Origin of the sequence: Methylobacterium sp. 285MFTsu5.1, assembly GCF_000383455.1 — a bacterium.
Classification (GTDB): Bacteria; Pseudomonadota; Alphaproteobacteria; order Rhizobiales; family Beijerinckiaceae; genus Methylobacterium.
On the sequence record NZ_KB911286.1, the window covers coordinates 40,619 to 56,928 of the forward strand.

At 72.4% G+C, this 16,310-nt stretch carries 17 protein-coding genes; 12 read left to right on the forward strand and 5 right to left on the reverse strand.

Annotated features, from left to right (window positions below; all coding sequences use genetic code 11):
• Positions 1-326 precede the first annotated feature (326 nt).
• Positions 327-989, reverse strand: a complete 663-nt coding sequence (locus tag H288_RS0121860; protein WP_020094716.1) for a response regulator transcription factor — start codon at positions 987-989, stop codon at positions 327-329.
• Positions 990-1,319: 330 nt separating this feature from the next.
• Between H288_RS0121860 and H288_RS0121865 the strand changes: the two genes are divergently transcribed.
• Positions 1,320-3,842, forward strand: a complete 2,523-nt coding sequence (locus H288_RS0121865; protein ID WP_042673594.1) for an MFS transporter — start codon at positions 1,320-1,322, stop codon at positions 3,840-3,842.
• Between the two features lie 3 nt (positions 3,843-3,845).
• Here the strand turns inward: H288_RS0121865 and H288_RS0121870 are convergent, their stop codons facing one another.
• Positions 3,846-5,228: a mercuric reductase gene (locus tag H288_RS0121870; RefSeq protein WP_020094718.1), complete on the reverse strand. Its 1,383-nt coding sequence runs from the start codon at positions 5,226-5,228 to the stop codon at positions 3,846-3,848.
• A gap of 601 nt (positions 5,229-5,829) precedes the next feature.
• On the opposite strand from H288_RS0121870, the gene H288_RS0121875 reads away from it, so the two are divergent.
• From H288_RS0121875 to H288_RS0121885, 3 genes are all read left to right on the forward strand, one after another.
• Complete coding sequence (locus tag H288_RS0121875) at positions 5,830-6,276, forward strand: (2Fe-2S)-binding protein (protein WP_020094719.1); 447 nt, start codon at positions 5,830-5,832, stop codon at positions 6,274-6,276.
• 11 nt (positions 6,277-6,287) lie between these two features.
• Entirely contained in the window at positions 6,288-8,534 is a 2,247-nt protein-coding gene (locus H288_RS0121880; protein ID WP_020094720.1) for a molybdopterin cofactor-binding domain-containing protein, read from the forward strand.
• A 139-nt stretch (positions 8,535-8,673) separates the two neighbouring features.
• A complete protein-coding gene (locus tag H288_RS0121885; protein ID WP_020094721.1) occupies positions 8,674-9,924 on the forward strand; it encodes an ATP-binding protein in 1,251 nt (416 codons plus the stop codon).
• Positions 9,925-9,981: 57 nt separating this feature from the next.
• On the opposite strand, the gene H288_RS0121890 is transcribed toward H288_RS0121885, so the two are convergent.
• Positions 9,982-10,797, reverse strand: coding sequence for an SDR family oxidoreductase (locus H288_RS0121890; protein ID WP_020094722.1), 816 nt, complete (start codon positions 10,795-10,797; stop codon positions 9,982-9,984).
• A gap of 421 nt (positions 10,798-11,218) precedes the next feature.
• On the opposite strand from H288_RS0121890, the gene H288_RS0121895 reads away from it, so the two are divergent.
• A complete protein-coding gene (locus H288_RS0121895) occupies positions 11,219-11,473 on the forward strand; it encodes a hypothetical protein (RefSeq protein ID WP_020094723.1) in 255 nt (84 codons plus the stop codon).
• A 32-nt stretch (positions 11,474-11,505) separates the two neighbouring features.
• Positions 11,506-11,748, forward strand: a complete 243-nt coding sequence (locus H288_RS0121900) for a hypothetical protein (RefSeq protein WP_020094724.1) — start codon at positions 11,506-11,508, stop codon at positions 11,746-11,748.
• Here the strand turns inward: H288_RS0121900 and H288_RS35700 are convergent.
• Complete coding sequence (locus H288_RS35700) at positions 11,745-11,921, reverse strand: hypothetical protein (RefSeq protein ID WP_170855280.1); 177 nt, start codon at positions 11,919-11,921, stop codon at positions 11,745-11,747. The two genes, H288_RS0121900 and H288_RS35700, sit on opposite strands and share 4 nt — an antisense overlap.
• 454 nt (positions 11,922-12,375) lie before the next feature.
• A complete protein-coding gene (locus H288_RS0121910; RefSeq protein WP_020094726.1) occupies positions 12,376-12,693 on the reverse strand; it encodes a hypothetical protein in 318 nt (105 codons plus the stop codon).
• A 517-nt stretch (positions 12,694-13,210) separates the two neighbouring features.
• Between H288_RS0121910 and H288_RS0121915 the strand changes: the two genes are divergently transcribed.
• The 6 genes from H288_RS0121915 to H288_RS0121940 all read left to right on the forward strand — a co-directional run.
• On the forward strand, positions 13,211-13,441 hold the full coding sequence (locus H288_RS0121915) for a hypothetical protein (RefSeq protein WP_020094727.1): 231 nt from the start codon (positions 13,211-13,213) through the stop codon (positions 13,439-13,441).
• Between the two features lie 85 nt (positions 13,442-13,526).
• Positions 13,527-13,838 (forward strand): hypothetical protein, encoded by a 312-nt coding sequence (locus H288_RS0121920; RefSeq protein WP_020094728.1) that lies wholly within the window; start codon positions 13,527-13,529, stop codon positions 13,836-13,838.
• Between the two features lie 99 nt (positions 13,839-13,937).
• A complete protein-coding gene (locus H288_RS0121925) occupies positions 13,938-14,258 on the forward strand; it encodes a polyhydroxyalkanoic acid system family protein (RefSeq protein WP_020094729.1) in 321 nt (106 codons plus the stop codon).
• 106 nt (positions 14,259-14,364) lie between these two features.
• Positions 14,365-14,574, forward strand: a complete 210-nt coding sequence (locus H288_RS0121930; RefSeq protein ID WP_026605187.1) for a hypothetical protein — start codon at positions 14,365-14,367, stop codon at positions 14,572-14,574.
• Between the two features lie 414 nt (positions 14,575-14,988).
• Positions 14,989-15,183 (forward strand): hypothetical protein, encoded by a 195-nt coding sequence (locus tag H288_RS0121935; protein ID WP_020094731.1) that lies wholly within the window; start codon positions 14,989-14,991, stop codon positions 15,181-15,183.
• 447 nt (positions 15,184-15,630) lie between these two features.
• A partial coding sequence (locus H288_RS0121940) for a porin family protein (RefSeq protein WP_026605188.1) occupies positions 15,631-16,310 on the forward strand: 680 nt, incomplete at its 3' end.

The following is a 16,310-nucleotide window of genomic DNA, read 5'->3' on the forward strand; positions in this document are numbered from 1 at the left end:
TCCCTCCGGAGCCTCTCGAAGGCGCATCGATCCCACCTCTGTGGGCCGGCGGCGGCTCCGACGAAATTATACGATGGTTTGATGCGCGCGACGGACTCACATCCCGATGAACCGAGTCCTGCCACAGCAACGCAGGACCCGGGGCGCCGCGACGCGACCCGGTAGACATGGATTTCACGAGTTGAGGCAGGACTTCTTCGCCGATCCCCGATCCGATCGCCGCGACGAATCTGTCCAGTGCGGGTGCCAACGCGGCGATGTCCGGCATCGTTCCGCGCCGATCGGCCCGGGACGGGTCTGCGGAAGCGACGGAGCGATGGGCCGGCTCAGACGGCGGCCCGGGCCTTGAGCAGCTCGGTCTTGCGCACGAGGTCGGCCACGGAGCCGGCCGCCATCTTCCGCATGACGTTGCCCCGGTGGATCTTGACCGTGATCTCGCTGATTCCGAGGGCGTGGGCGATCTGCTTGTTGAGCAGCCCCTTGACGACCTGTGCCATCACCTCGGCCTCCCGCGCCGTCAGGGTCGCGGCCAGCGCCTCGAGCTCGGCGACCCCCGCGCTCGACGCCCGCCGGGTCCTGTCCCGCTCGATCGCGACCGCGATGGCGTCGAGCATGTCCTGATCGCGGAACGGCTTGGTCAGGAAATCGAGCGCGCCCGCCTTCATGGCCTGGACGGTCATGGGGATGTCGCCGTGACCGGTCATGAAGATGATCGGCATGCAGTTGCCCATCGCGGCGAGCTTCGCCTGCAGGTCGAGGCCGCTGGATCCCGGCAGCCGCACATCGAGGATCAGGCAGCCCGGGCGGTCCGGCAGCGTCGCCGCGAGGAGGTCGCGCGTCGCGCCGTAGGCGAGGGTGTCGAGCCCGACGGAGTGCAGAAGGTCCTGCAGACCTTCGCGGACGCCCTCGTCGTCCTCGACGATGACCACCAGCGGTGAGGCCGTGTCGGCACCGGGCTTCGCCGCGCCACCCCGGACGTTGCCTGACATCGTGATCGACGAGTCCCCGCGCGCCTCTGACAGGCTGCCCGCACGGGCAGTGCTTACAGGTTGTATCCGCGCCCGATCAAGCCGACCGTCTGTGGACGGCGCGGACCTCCGGCACGGACCGTCAGCACGGGTCGCCCCGAATGGCCGCTCGCCGGACCGCTCCCGACCCGCCTATCGACTCGCGGCCAAGCTTGTGGCTATGAGCGGTTGCACTGTCCCCGGGACTGGCTCAACCTCCGGCGAGGTCAGCGCCTCCCGGCCCAGGATTCGCGGCCGCCCGCCTCCTCCGGCCGCGCGCCCGCCCGACAGGCTGTGCAGCGAGGCGCGGAGATGAGTGCGGTGGGCGACGCGCGTCCCAGGCAGACGACGGCGCGGGTCCTCCTCGCGAGCCTGATCGGCACGACGGTCGAGTTCTACGACTTCTACATCTACGCCACGGCGGCGAGCCTGATCTTCGGGCCGCTGTTCTTCCCGGCGGCGCTGCAATCGGCGGAGCTGATCAGCGCCTACGCGAGCTTCGGCCTAGCCTTCGTGGCCCGGCCGATCGGCGGCGCGGTGTTCGGGCATTTCGGCGACCGGATCGGGCGCAAGGCGACGCTGGTCGCCTCGCTCCTGCTGATGGGGCTCACGACCTCGGCCATCGGGCTGCTGCCCACCTTCGCGCTGGCCGGCTGGCTCGCCCCCGTCCTGCTCTGCCTCCTCCGGTTCGGGCAGGGGCTGGCGCTCGGCGGCGAGTGGAGCGGCGCCGCCCTGCTGGCGCTGGAGAACGCCCCGCCGGGCTGGCGCGCCCGCTACGCGATGTTCGCGCCGCTCGGGGCGCCCCTCGGCTTCTTCGTGGCCAACGGCCTGTTCCTCGTCCTGACCCTGACCCTCAGCGCGGAGCAGTTCGCGGACTGGGGCTGGCGGGTGCCGTTCCTGCTCAGCGTGCCCCTGGTCTGGCTCGGGCTCTGGGTCCGCACCAATCTCGGCGAGACCGAGGAGTTCGCCGCCGCCGTGAAGGACGCGCAGCCCCCGCGCGTCCCCCTCGTCGCCCTGATGCGCGACCATGCCGGGCAGGTCGTCGCCGGGATGTTCGGCGTCGTCGCGTGCTTCTCCCTGTTCTGGACCGCCACCGCCTTCGCGCTCGGCTACGGCACGACGACGCTCGGCTACTCCCGGGCCTCGTTCCTGACGGTCGAGCTCGGCGCGATCCTGTTCATGGCCGCCGCCATCGTCGTCGCGAGTTGGCTGTCGGACCGGCTCGACCCGGCCCGGGTCCTGATCGTCGGCTGCGCCGGGACCATCGTGTCGGGGATCCTGCTGGCGCCGATGCTCGGCAGCGGCTCCCTCGCGACCATCTTCGCCTTCCTGGCCTTCGCCCTGTGGGTGATGGGCTTCGTCAACGGGCCGCTCGGCGCGTGGCTGCCGAGCCTGTTCCCGCCGCAGGTGCGCTACACGGGGACCTCCGTGGCGTTCAACGTCGGCGGCATCATCGGCGGCGCCTTCTCGCCGATGATCGCCCAGGCGCTGGCCGCGCAGAGCGGCCTGACCGCGGTCGGCTTCTACCTCGCGCTGACCGGTGGGATCAGCCTCATCGCCTTCGACACGAGCGCCCGGCGGCGGGCGCTGGACGCGCTCGCCCGGAGCGAGCGCCGCTACCGCGCGCTGTTCGAGCAGAGCCACGTCGCGCTGTGCGAGGTCGATCTCTCCGAGGCGCAGGCCCACCTCGCCGAGGCGCGGGCCGCCGGCGCCCTCGGGCCCGACCTCCGCGGGCAGGCCGACGCCGCGCTCGTCGCCGAATGCGCCCGGCGGATCGCGCTGGTCGACGTCAACGACGCGACGGTGCGGCTCCTCGGCTGCGGCTCCCGCGAGGCGGTGCTCGGCTCGATGAGCCGCTTCCTGCCGCCGGGCAACGACCTCGTCCTGCCGCTCCTGCAGCGGATCGACCGGGCGGGCGGCCGCTTCGAGGCCCAGGGCCGCCTGATCCGCGCCGACGGGCGGGAGGTGACCGCGATCCTCGTCGTGGCGCTGCCGGACGACGAGGCGGCCCTCGACCGAGTCGCCTGCGCGATGATCGACGTGACCGAGCGGGAGCGCGCCAAGGAGGCCCTGCTCGCGGCCCAGGCCGAGCTCGCCCGCGCGGGCCGGGTCTCGACCGTCGGGGCGATCTCCGCCTCCATCGCCCACGAGGTCAACCAGCCGATCGGCGCCATGGTGATGAGCGCCGAGGCCTGCCTGCGCTGGCTGCGGCGCGAGACGCCGGACCTCGAGGCGGCCGCGCGGGCGGCCGAGCGCGCCGTCCGCGACGGCATGCGGGCGAGCCGGATCGTGCAGCGGACGCGCGAGCAGCTCCGCCGCGACCGCAGCCAGCCCGAGATCCTCGACCTGGGCTCCCTCCTGGCGGAGGTCGCGGCCCTCCTCGACCGGGAGATCCTGGCGGCCGGGGCGACGGTGCGGACGGTGATCGCCGCGACCGAGGCGCGCGTCCTGGCCGACCGCGTCGAGCTGCAGCAGGTCGTGGTCAACCTCGTGACGAACGGCCTGCACGCCGTGCGCGACCTGCCCGAGCCCCGCCGCGCGCTGCGGATCGCGCTGACCGCCCCCGCGCCGGGCCGGCTGCGGATCGCGGTCGTCGACAGCGGCACCGGCATCGATCCGGAGCAGATGCCCAGGCTGTTCAGCCCGTTCTTCACCACGAAGCGCGACGGGATGGGCATCGGCCTCGCGATCTGCCGGACCATCGTCGAGTCCCATGGCGGCACGCTGACCGGCGGGAACAACGACGGGCCGGGCGCGACCTTCGCGGTCGAGCTGCCGGCGGCCGAGCCGGGCGCGGCGGGCGGCGCCCCGGCCGAGCCCGCCGCCGCAGGCTGAGCCTCAGCGGGCGGGGACGGCCGCGAACAGGCTGTTCAGCCCCTCCGCGGTGGTCGGGTGGGCGAGGATCGCGTCGCGCAACGCCGTGTAGGGCAGGCCGGCAAGCATGGCGACCTGGACCGCGGCCATGACCTCGCCGGCCTCCGCGCCGAGCATCGTGAATCCGAGGATGCGGTCGTCCGGGCCGATGACGGCCTTCATGAAGCCGTCGGTCTGCCCGGTCGTCCGCGTGCGCAGCACGGCCGCCATCGGCAGCCGCGCCACCCGGACGGCGTGACCATCGGCCCGCGCCTCCGTCTCGGTCGACCCGACCCGCGCCAGCGGCGGGTCGGTGAACAGGCAGGACGGCATCAGCCGGCCCGCGGTCGAGCGCGGGATGCCCGCCAGCGTGTCGCGGATCACGCGGAAATCGTCCGCGGAGGCGTGGGTGAAGGCCGGGCTGCCCGCGCACTCGCCGATGGCCCAGACGCCCGGCGCGCTCGTCCGGAGGTGGTCGTCGACCTCGATGACGCCCCGCTCGGTGAGCGCCACGCCCGCGCGGTCGAGACCGATGCCGTCTGTGTTCGGCGCGCGCCCCGCCGCGACGAGGATGTGGCTCGCGGCGATGACCGCCTCACCGGCGCCGCCGCGCACCGTGATCTCCACGGCCTCGCCCGAGCGGCCGCGCACGCGGACCACCTCCGTGCCGGTGCGGATCGCCAACCCCTCGGCCTCGAGGAGCTGCGCGAGGGCGGACGCCACGTCCGGATCCTCGCGGCCCGCGATCCGGGGCCCGTGCTCGATCACCGTCACCGCGCTGCCGAACCGGCGGTAGGCCTGGGCCAGTTCGAGGCCCACGTAGCCGCCGCCGAGGACGACGAGGTGGGCGGGCACGGCGTCGAGTTCGAGCGCCTCGATATGGGTGAGCGGCCCGGCCTCGCGCAGGCCCGGGACGTCCGGGATGATCGCGCGGGTGCCGAGATTCAAGAAGATCTGCTCGGCCGTCAGCGCGCGCGAGCCGCCCGCGTTCAGCGCGACCGTGAGCGCTCTGGGGCCCGTGAAGCGGGCCGTTCCCATGACGAGTTCCGCGCCGCTCTCGCGGTAACGGTCGAGGTGCATGTCGATGAGGTCGCGAACCATCGCCCGTTTGCGCGCGACCACCCGGCCCATATCCACCGCGACCGGTCCGGTCTCGATGCCGTACCGGTCGGCCTGCCGGGCGCGGTGGGCGATCTCGGCGCTCCAGATCTCGTTCTTGCTCGGCAGGCAGTTGGTGTTGGGGCACGAGCCCCCGATCCAGCGGCGCTCGATCACCGCGACCCTCTGGCCGGCCTTGGCGAGGTGCCACGCCAGGAACTTGCCGCCCTCGCCGCTGCCGATCACGAGGGCATCGTAGTGGTCGTCCATGGTATTTCCTCCGCGATCCCGAGATCTTCGGAACACGTAGAGGCGTCGCGACCGGACGGATATCATGCGTCGGTATGATGGACCGGTCCCGACCGCCCGGCGCGCAGGTTTCGTGCGCATCGAGTCTCGGATGATCCGACCCAAACCTCGGCCTGACCGAGCCGGATCGGCCCATCGCCGCAGTTCCGTCCATCGCTGACGGGCGATCGTCCCGTTCCGGTCGGCGCTTCAGCCGGCCGGCCTGCTGCGATCCCGCGCCCTCCGCTTCGAAGGCTCGGATCCCTGAATACGCAGGTTCGCCGCGGCCGCGGCCCGCGAGCGTGACCGGCCGCCCGCGCGCCGCGCGAAGCTTTCAGGGCCAAGATCCGGGGCGATGGACTGTCCTCGGCCGGCCCTGATCCCGGGGGCGGGCCGCGGAGGGGCACCGTTTCGGGTGACGACCCCTAACCTTCGTATAATTCCGCGCGGCCGGGGGCGGCGGTACCTCTCGCGACACGGCACACGATCCGGAACGCGCCTTCGCCCGTCCTCGAAGACACGTCGCCCGGCCGGTTCGCACGCCGAGACACGTCGCGGCGTCCCCATTCCAAGAGGTCGAACGATGGTCCAGCTCACGATCAATGCGCGTCGCTACACGGTGGACGCGGAACCGGACACGCCGCTGCTGTTCGTCCTGCGCGACAGCCTCGGGCTGACCGGCACGAAGTACGGCTGCGGCATCGGGCAGTGCGGCGCCTGCACGGTGCTCCTCGACGGCGCGGCGACCCGCTCCTGCCAGATCCCCCTGGAGAGCGTCGGCGACCAAGCCATCACGACGATCGAGGCGATCGAGCAGGACCCGGTCGGTGCCCGGGTCGTGGCCGCCTGGGTCGGCATCGAGGTGCCCCAGTGCGGCTACTGCCAGTCCGGTCAGGTCATGGCCGCCACGAGCCTGCTCAAGCAGACCCCGAAGCCGACCGAGGCCGACATCGCCGGCGCCATGACCAACCTGTGCCGGTGCGGAACCTACAACGCCATCGCCGCCGCCGTGCGGCAGGCCGCGGCCTGAGGAGGCGCACGATGACCGACCTCACGCCCCTCCGCCGCGCCGACCGTCGCGAACCGGTGCGCAACCTCTCCCGCCGCGGCTTCCTGGGGGCCGCCTCGGGCGCGCTGTTCCTCGGAATCGGCCTCCGGCTCGCGCCGGCCGCCGCCCAGACCCGCGCCGAAGGCCCGGCGGCCGTCGCGCCGAAACCCGGGACCCGCGTGACGGCCTTCCTGGAGATCCGCCCCGACGACACCGTGCGCCTGCTCAGCCCCTTCGTGGAAGGCGGCCAGGGCATCAACACCGGCCTCGCCCAGACGATCGGCGAGGAGCTCGACCTCGACCCGGCGCGCTTCGCGGTGGAATGCGCCCCGCCCGGCCCCGACTACGCGGTCGTCAACGGCCTGCGGATGACCGGCGGGTCGTTCTCGACACGCTCCAGCTTCGAGGCCATGCGCCGCCTCGGCGCCACCGCCCGCGAGATGCTCCTGCGGGCGGCGGCCGCCGAGCTCGCCGTGCCGCAGGCCAGCCTGACCACCGAGAACGGGCGCGTGATCCACGCCGCCTCCGGCCGGAGCCTCGGCTACGGCGCCCTGGCCGCCGCGGCGCTGGCGCTGCAGCCGCGGGACGACGTCGCCCTGAAGGATCCCAAAGAGTTCCGCTGGATCGGCAAGCCGGTGGCGCGCCTCGACATGCGCGACAAGTCCACCGGCCGGGCCGTCTACAGCATCGATATCCGGCTCGACGGCATGGTCCACGCCGCGATCCGGCACGCGCCGCATCTCGGCACCGAGCCGGAGGCGATCGCCAACGCCGCGGAGGTCCAAGCGATGCCGGGCGTCCAGGCGGTCGAGCGCCTGCCGGGCGCGGTGGCGGTGGTGGCCGACACGTGGTGGCGGGCCCGCAGGGCCGTCGAGGCCCTGCAGGTGACCTGGACCCGGCCGGCGCCCGACGGCGTCGCCACCGTCTCGGCGGGCTTCTCCTCGGCGGCGATGCTGGCCGCCCTCCGGGACGCGGCGGGCCCCGGCGTCCCGGCCGAGCAGGCCGGCGACCCGGACGCCGCCTTCGCGGGCGCGGCCAAGGTGGTGGAGGCGGCGTACGACGCCCCCTACCTCGCCCACGCGCAGCTCGAGCCGCCCTCGGCGGTGGCGCGCTTCGCCCCCGATGGCAGCCTCGACCTCTGGGTGCCGAACCAGATGCCGGAGCTGTTCCAGCAGGTCGCCGCCAAGACGGCCGGGCTGCAGCCGGATCAGGTCCGGATCCACTCGCCGATGCTCGGCGGCTTCTTCGGGCGCCACTTCCACTACGGGCCGGCGAGCCCGTTCCCGCAGGCGATCCTACTGGCCAAGGCGACGGGCAAGCCGGTGCGGGTGCTGTGGTCACGGGAGGAGGAGTTCGGCATGGACGCCGTCCGCCCCCTGAGCTTCGCCCGGTTCAGGGCGGCGCTCGGTCCGGACGGGATGCCGGTGGCGCTGGAGACCACCGCGGTGGGGGAGGGCCCGATCGGGCGCTGGTTCGGCGCGCTGTTCAAGGGGCCGGTGGATTCCTCGGTGGTGGAGGGCCTCGACCGGAAGCCCTACGCGATCCCGAACCGGCGGCTCACCTACGTGAAGGTGCCGCACCCGGTGACGATCGCGTTCTGGCGCTCGGTCGGGCACTCGATGAACGATTACTTCTACGAGAGCTTCCTCGACGAGATCGCGCAGGCCGGCGGCCAGGACCCGTTCGCCCTCCGGATGACGCTCCTGAGGGACAGCGCCCGCCACCGCACCCTGCTGCAGGCGGTGGCCGACCTCGCGGGCGGCTGGACGCGCGGGCCGTTCCGGGCACAGGACGGCACGCGGCGGGCGCGGGGCGTGTCGATGGCCTCGCCGTTCGGGTCGGAGACGGCGACGATCGCCGAGGTTTCGCTCGAGAACGGCGAGGCCCGGGTGCACGATCTCTGGATCGCCATCGATCCGGGCCGCGTGGTCAACCCGGCGATCGTGAAGCGCCAGGTCGAGAGCGCGGCGGCGCTCGGCCTCTCGTCGACGCTGCTGGAGCAGGTCGTCTACGAGAACGGGGAGCGGCAGGCCCGGAACTTCGACGCCTACCCGATCCTCGACCGGGAGCGGATGCCGCGGGTGCACGTGGCGATCGTCGAGAGCGGGGCGCCGATGGGCGGCATCGGCGAGCCCGGCCTGCCCGGCGTGCCGCCGGCGGTGGTCAACGCGGTCGCGGCGCTGACCGGCCGACGCCTGCGCAGCCTGCCCCTGGCCAAGGAGACCCTCTCGGGGACCTGACGCCGATCAATAACCCGGGGCGACGCCCCCCGGGTCAGCCCCCGAAAGTCCCGCTTCCCGACTGGAAGCGGGATTTTCGGATGCCGTATAGCGGGGGCGCGGCGGGCCTGAATCGGGGCCGGCCCCGGGAACCGCCGACATGAGCAACGGTCTGACGCCGACGGCCGACCGGATCGTCGTGGCCAGCGAGGCCGACTGGAACGACGCGTGGTACCTCGTCTGCATGAAGGTCTCGACGATCGGCTTCGTCGTCGTCGATGCCCGCGAGCGGGTCGCCACCCTCGACGCGCTGCGGGCGGCCGGAATCACCGACATCGCCGCCCACCTCGACGCCCATCCGGACGTGGCCGACCGCCTGCGGCACGGGATGGTCATCCTCGACGTCAACGAGGCGGCGGTGCGGATGTTCGGCGCGGGCGGCCGCGCGGACATGATCGGGCAGCGCACGCAGCGCTTCTTCGACCCGCTCTGCACCGCCCAGGTCAATTCCGCCCGGGCCTTCGCGGCGGGCGCGACCTCGTTCCAGCAGCAGGCGCACAGCGTCCGGCTCGACGGATCGCGCTTCGAGACGCTGTTCTGCGTGGTCCCGCGGGCGGACGGCGCCACCTCCGGCCTGTGGCTCGCCTCCTTCGTGGACATCACCGAGCACGTCGCGCGGCAGATGTCGCTGGAGGTGCTGCGCGACGAGCTCGCCCACGTCTCCCGGATCTCGACGCTGGGCGAGCTCTCGGCGTCGATCGCGCATGAACTCGGGCAGCCCCTATCGTCGATCGGCATGACCGCCGGGGCGATGCTGCGCCTGCTCGATCGCGCGGATCTCGACCGCGACCTGCTCCGGCGGCAATGCCAGCGCATCGTCGATCAGGTCACGCGGGCCGGGGACATCATCGATCGCACACGCCGCATGGCCGCCAAGCGGGACAGCGTCCGCGCGCCCGTCTCCGTGGCGGAGGTCCTGGCCGAGGCCGCGCGGTTCGTGGCGCACGATCTGAACCGCACCGAGATCAGGCTCACCGTCGCCCCGGCGGACGCGGCCGCGCAGGTCATCGCTGACCGGATCCAGCTGCAACAGGTCTTCGTCAACCTGCTGATGAACGCCATCCAGATCCATCGGCAGGCGCGGACCCCCGGGCCCGAGATCGCGGTCGAGACCGTCTGCCGGGACGGGTCGATCACGGTCGACGTCGTCGATAACGGGCCGGGCCTCGATCCCGGCACCCTCGACCGGCTGTTCGACGGCTTCTTCACGACGCGGGCCGAGGGGCTCGGCCTCGGTCTCCGGATCTGCCGGACCATCGTGGCGGCCCATGGCGGCTCGATCGACGCGAGCCCCCGCGACAGAGCGCCGGGCGCCCGCTTCTCGGTGTGCCTTCCGCTCGCCCAGTCCTGACCGGGCGGCCGCGGGAAGCGGGCAGGGGCGCCCCGGCCGGGATGCCCCGCGAGGGCCTCAGGCGGCGACGGCGCGCGCGGTCCGGTACCGGCTCGCCGGCGTCGCCGCGCCGAGCTGGGCGGCGAGTTCAAGGCGCGCGGCGTCCAGCGCGGACCAGGCCGCACCGTTCTCCAGGGGCGGGATCGTGACGACCTCGCCGGCATCGAACCCCGCGAGCGCGGCCGCGACCAGGTCGGACGGCGTCATGACGATGCTGGCCGGGAGGTTCCGGTGGCCGCCGACGCCGGCCACGGTCCAGAACTCGGTGGCCGTCGCGCCGGGCAGGACCGCCTGGATCCGGACGCCCCTGGGGGCGAGTTCGTGCTGCAACGCCTGCGTGAAGGCGAGAACGTAGGCCTTGCTCGCCCCGTAGACGCCGTTGAGCAGTTCGGGATTGAGGGCGACGGTCGAGGCGACGTTGATGATCGCCCCGTGCCCCCGCGCGACGAAGGCCGGCGCCGCCGCGTAGGCGAGGCGCGTCACGGCCGTGACGTTCACGCCGATCATGCGCTCCATCTCGTCCGGATCCGCCTGTAGCAGCGGGGCCGCGGAGCCGAAGCCGGCGTTGTTGACCAGGAGGGTGATCGCCGGGTCGCTCCGCAGCCGGTCCTCGACGCGCCGGAGACCGGCACGGTCGTTGACGTCCGCCGCGAGCGCCTCGACGGTGCGGCCCGAGGCCCCGCGCACCGTCTCGGCGACCGCCTCCAGGCGATCCGCGTTCCGGGCGGTCAGGATGAGATCGTGGCCGCGCGCGGCGAGCTGTTCGGCATAGATCGCGCCGATCCCGCCCGAAGCGCCGGTGATCAGAGCAGTTCCCTTGGTACGTTCCGTCATGACAAATCTCCGTCTGTGCTGCTGAATGACGGAAAGTGTAGCGATCGCGACGGAGGCTTACATTTATACGGATGCGGGGCGGCGCCATACCTTGGTATGACCCGGTGGCATGACCCGGCCGCCTTGCCCAACGCCTGTCGGACAGGCGCGGGGAGGCCGGTGCGGCGCCGGCGCGCTGACGGCGTCGGCGCTCGAGATTCGCCGCGCGTCGATCCGGGAGAGGTGCACCCGCGGCCTCGCCATGCTAGAACGAAAGCGGAACAGATCATACGGGCGGGCCGGGCACAATCTGCGGGCGAGACTTTTCTTCCAGCCCCGTGGACGCGTGTGGATACGGCTCGAAAACCCCTGTCGTGGCGCGCTCTTGGGCGGCCCGTGCGATCTGTGGAGAACCTGTGACGAACCGGGGTGCAGGACGACGATGGCGATGAGGACGGCGTTCGTGGTGCAGCCCTTCGAGCTGCACCGGAAGCGGCTGCGGCCGGCCCGGCAGGAGCCTGCGCAGACCGAGAGCGGGGCGGTGAAGAAGGCCGAGAACATGGCCAGGCGGATGCCGGGCGCGGCGGCGCTGAAGGTGGTGGCCGACGACGAGACCGGCGAACTGGAGGGCGTCACGATCCTCGGCCAGTGGGGCGAGATCCCCGACGACTTCGCCGAGAGCCTGCAGGGCGCCTAGGCCACAGATCACCAGCGGGGCGGGAGAGCGCCATGTCGGCGGTTCGGCGGGTCGGGAACTTCCTCCAGGTGCAGGACGGCGACGGCTGCCGGCACCTGCTGCGCGTGACGAGCGTCCAGGCGCTGAGCGACACGGACCTGATGCGCAACGAGACGTTCATCACCGCCGCGGGGCGAACGATCCGGGTGACGCAGCCGCTCGACGAGATCGTGGACCTCGTGGCGCCGGGCGAGCGGACGGCGCCGGGGCCGCAGGAGGAGCCGTGGCCGTTCTAGCCGCGGGAGATCATCCCGCGCGCCATCTGCAGCAGCAAGCGGCGGTCCGACAGGGTGAGCGCGTGCCAGACGCGCAGCAAATCCCCCGTCATGTCGATCGTGGCGAGCGCCTCGGATTCGTCGAGGAAAGCGTCTTCGGGCACGCCGAGGGCGTGCGCGATCTGCCGGAGCATCGATCTCTTGCCGTTCGACCCGAACTTTCCACCCTCGAATTCCGGATCCGCCAAATCAATCTCCGACGGACGCGCGGCGGCGTCGCTTTAAATCTACAGTATCTTTATAACGTGAGAGTGCGAACACCGCATCGATGAATCGGAAATAAATTTTACCGGTACATTGATACCAATTATTTGGAAGCCGATCATTATCTAAGATTGGCAGCAGAACCTGAGTTAGACACAGCGATCAAAATTCGATGGCCCGCAACAGACTTGCTCGGCATCTGCATTGAACGCGGCGCGGGATCATCCCTCCCCGGCGACGGGCGGTCCCGGGCTGCGGGTCAACGGTGTGATGGTCCAGCGCCCGCGCGCCGCCGCCCGCCGCGTTGCGATGCCGGCGGTGGGACGGTCCACCTGTCCCACCCCGATCCGGCACGGGGCGGATCCTCAGGACGGGGTCCGGCGATCAGCTGCCGCCGCTGCCGTCCCCGCTCCCCTTGCCGATCTGGGGTACGCCGTTCTCCGGCTGGCCGGCATTCCCGCCGGCGGCCGAATCCGTCGTGATGGTCGTCGCCCCCGTCCCGGTGGGCGCGACGACGGCGGTGCTGCCCGGACCGCTGTTCTGGCTGCCGCCGGGAACGACGACGGTTCCGGCCGGGGTGCCCGGCGTCACCGGCTGGGCTGGTCCGGGTTGCCGGATCGGTGCGGGACCGGTGCTGGTCTGCGCCGAACCGGGCGATGCCGCGACCAGCGCGAAGATGGCGAAGAGGGCATGACGCATCATGTGCTCCTTGGCATCTCGGCCCGACTGTGCCTCACGCACGGGCCTCCGTGCCCGAACGCGGGAGCGCGGACACGGTTTCCGACACCCGCCGTCGTCGTGCGCCGCCGATCGTCGTGCCCGGCCGCGCCCGGCGCGCAGGGTCTCGCCCGGGAGCGGCGCGCCAACCCTCCGGATCGGCGCACGAAAAGGCCCCGCGCGGCGCTGCCGGCGGGGCCGAAGGTGGGTCTGCCTTGGGAGGATGCAGAGGCAGATACTTAGCCGGCGTTGCGCCGCCGCTGCACCGGCGACACGACATGTCGGCCCCGCAGGGACCGCCGGTCACGGCGGCGTCAGGCTTGCATGCCGAGCAGGCCCCGCCCCGTGCGGTGGACGGCCGGGACCGCGGCGTGGCGCCGAAGGTCCGGCCATCCTTGGATAACCATGTCGACCGCCGGCTTGTGGACGCCGCGGCAGCGTCGTCGACAGCGTCATCGACAGCGTCCTGCCGCTGTGGTGCTGATCGGCGGCGAGGAGTCCCATGAAGCACATCATCGTTCTGGCCATCGCGGCCACGGCCCTGACGGCCTGCAACGCGGCGAACCGGCCCGGCCGCGGCGAGCTCTTCATGAGCGAGGCCGACGTCGCCGCGAAGGACGACGCGATCTGCCGGGGCTACGGCGCCGAGCCGGGAACGCCGGAATACGTGCAGTGTCGGGGAACCCAGGACCAGCGGCGCGACGCGGCCCAGGCGCCCCGCCGCAGCGGCTGAGTGCGGCGGCCGCGAGGGCGCGGCCTCCGGGACCAACGCCCCGCTCGCGCGTTGTCCGCGCGGACCGCTTTCCCTGGAGCGCGTGATGCTCGCCCGATCCGCCCTGATCTTCATCGTCCTGACGTCGGGGGCCCAGGCCGCCGCCTTCGACGACCTGAAAGGCTATCTGGCGTCCTGCCTGCGGTTCGAGATGGCCGGCGCCCCAGCGGAACGCGGCGGGCCGCTGTCGTCCAAGGTCCGCCGCGCCCTGGACCGATGCTCCGACGACGTCGCGCGCCTCGACCGGGCGGACGGGCGCCGGCTGCGCGGTGACGGTGGGATCAGCCCGTCGACCAAGGAGGTCATCCGGAGCGTCGTGAGCGGCGGGGCCGGCGGCGTCCGCACGGTCCGGTACTGACCGCCGGCGGTTCGCCCGGCGCGTCGATCGGGTGGCGCCGATCACCGGGCGTTAACCTTCCGGCCGCACCTCACGGGGCCCGCTCGCGAGGAGATGCCGATGCCGAAGCGCCTGACAATCACCGTCCCGCACGACCTCGGGACAGCCGAGGTTCGCCGGCGCATCGACCTGCACATGGACTGGGCTTTCCGCCGCCTGGAGGCGGAGAAGATCCGCGTCGAGGCCGAGGACTGGCTGGGTAATCGCCGCTCCTTCTCGGGTAGCGGCTACGGGCAGTCGGCGCACGTCGCCATCCAGGTGGCGGATGACGCGCTGGAGGTCGAGGCGCTGGTGCCCTGGATGGCCAGCCTGTTCGCGCCCGTCATCGAGTCGGTCGGGCGCCACTACGTCGGGCGCCTCCTGTCCGACGAGGCCGCCTGACGCGCGCGGCCCGGGGCGGCGATCGGTCCGGTGTGCCCGCGGGGCGGTTGTGGCCCGGTCGTGCCGGGGCTAAACGCGCCGGCTCGGTGGCGGCGCAGGGGCCCGGATGAGCGATGACGTGGCGGCCCTGCTCCTCGCGCTCGCGACCGAGAACGCCGAGCTGCGCCAGCAGCTCGCCACCGCGCAGGACATGCTGATGGAGACCGCCATCGACGCCGGCCATCTCCACGCCCGCATCGAGGCGCTTCAGGCCGAGCGCGACGCGTGGCAGGCGGAGGCCGAGCGCTTGGCGCGCCGGCCCCCGCGTTCCCTGTGAGCGCTCGCAGCACCCGGCGCGCCGAACCTGCGGGCGGGCGCGACCGGGGAGGGCGCACTCGGGCCCCGGGGCGCATCGGCGTGAGCCCGCACGGGGGCGGGCTCACGCCGTTCCTCACGCCTTCCCGGGTTGCGGGCGGGGCACGCGCACGTCGACCGTCTGGCCGGTGAGGGGATTGAGGATCAGCATGGCGGCGGTCTCCGGTGTGTGTGACGGTAGAACGCCGTCCGCGGGCGCCGGGATCACGCTGCGGCGTGCCGTGGCGCACAGGCGGCGACGGGGTCGCCGAACCCGGATCCGTGTCGGAAACGGCCTCCGGCGAGGCCCGCGAAGCTCGCCACGGTCGGGATGCCGCCTTACCTCAGGGCGTGGCGCCCTGGCGGCCGCCAGGGGCAGAACACCTGGAGGATCGATATGGCCATCGATAGATCCGGTGAGCGTGCCGCGCTCGATACCGAGGTAGAGGATACCCAGGACACCATCGCGAAGCTTCGCGAGGCTGCCGACGGAACGCCGCCCGGACACAGTTCGCGCGTGGCGCTGAAGAAGGCCGAGGAGAAGCTGGCCGAACTGGTCAAGCACATCACCCGGCGCGACCGGACGGGTTAGCGCGGCCGCGGACGCGGGGACCACCGGACAGGTCCCCGCGCGCCGTCCGCCGGCTCAGTGTCACCCCGCCGGCGCCGAAGCGCCGGCTCTCGATCCCATGTTACCGCCGGACGGATCCGGCGCGGGCGGCGCCAGGGTCGTCCGCGGCGCACCCACAGTGATGACGAACCCTCCCCGCTCAGGCGGCCGGCAGCGCCGCCCGCAGGACTGTCGGCGCGTCGCCCCCTGGCCGCCCGCGCGGCCTCGCCGCGGACCGATGCATGCGCCTCGGGCGCAGGCCCCGAGCATACCGCCAGAACTTCAACAGTATTTAACAGATCCGCCCGGAGTTAATCGGCCGTTTACTATGTTTTCTCCGACGTCGCGAGCCTGTGTGTCCGTAAAACTACAGCTATTCTGCTCAGAGCTTGGTAGTCTTATCACCAGATCGAAACCCGGATCACCCTGATGACCAAGCTCCTCGCCTCCCTGACCGCCTTCACTGCGCTGACCGCCGCGGCGTCCGCCGCCGACCTTCCGCGCCGCGCCGCGCCGCCGCCGGTGTTCACGCCGGTGCCGGTGTTCACCTGGACCGGCTTCTACATCGGTGTGAACGCCGGCTACGGCTTCGACGCCAACAGCCGCAACACCACCAGCTACGCCCTGCCCGGCGGCTCGCTGATCAACTCCCCCGGCACCGCCGGCGTCGTCAGCGTCAACAACCGCAACAACAACGACGGCTTCTCGGGCGGCGCCCAGATCGGCTACAACTACCAGTTCACCCCGGGCTCCGGCGTCGTGATCGGCTTCGAGGCCGACGCCCAGTACGTCGACTTCGCCCGCCGCGCCAACGCCACCCAGAACTACACCTTCCGCGGCGCCCCCGGCATCGCCTTCGCCAACCCGCCCGCCTTCGTCGCCACCAGCGGCAACGGCCTGGACTACTTCGGCACCGTGCGCGGCCGCCTCGGCTACGCCTTCGACCGCACCCTCGTGTACGGCACCGGCGGCTTCGCCTACGGCTCGGGCCAGGACGACCAGAACTTCGCCGGCAACCGCTTCCGCGACAGCTTCCGCACCGGCTGGGCCGCCGGCGGCGGCGTCGAGTACGCCCTGCCCACCGACTCGTTCCTGAACTTCTTCCGCTC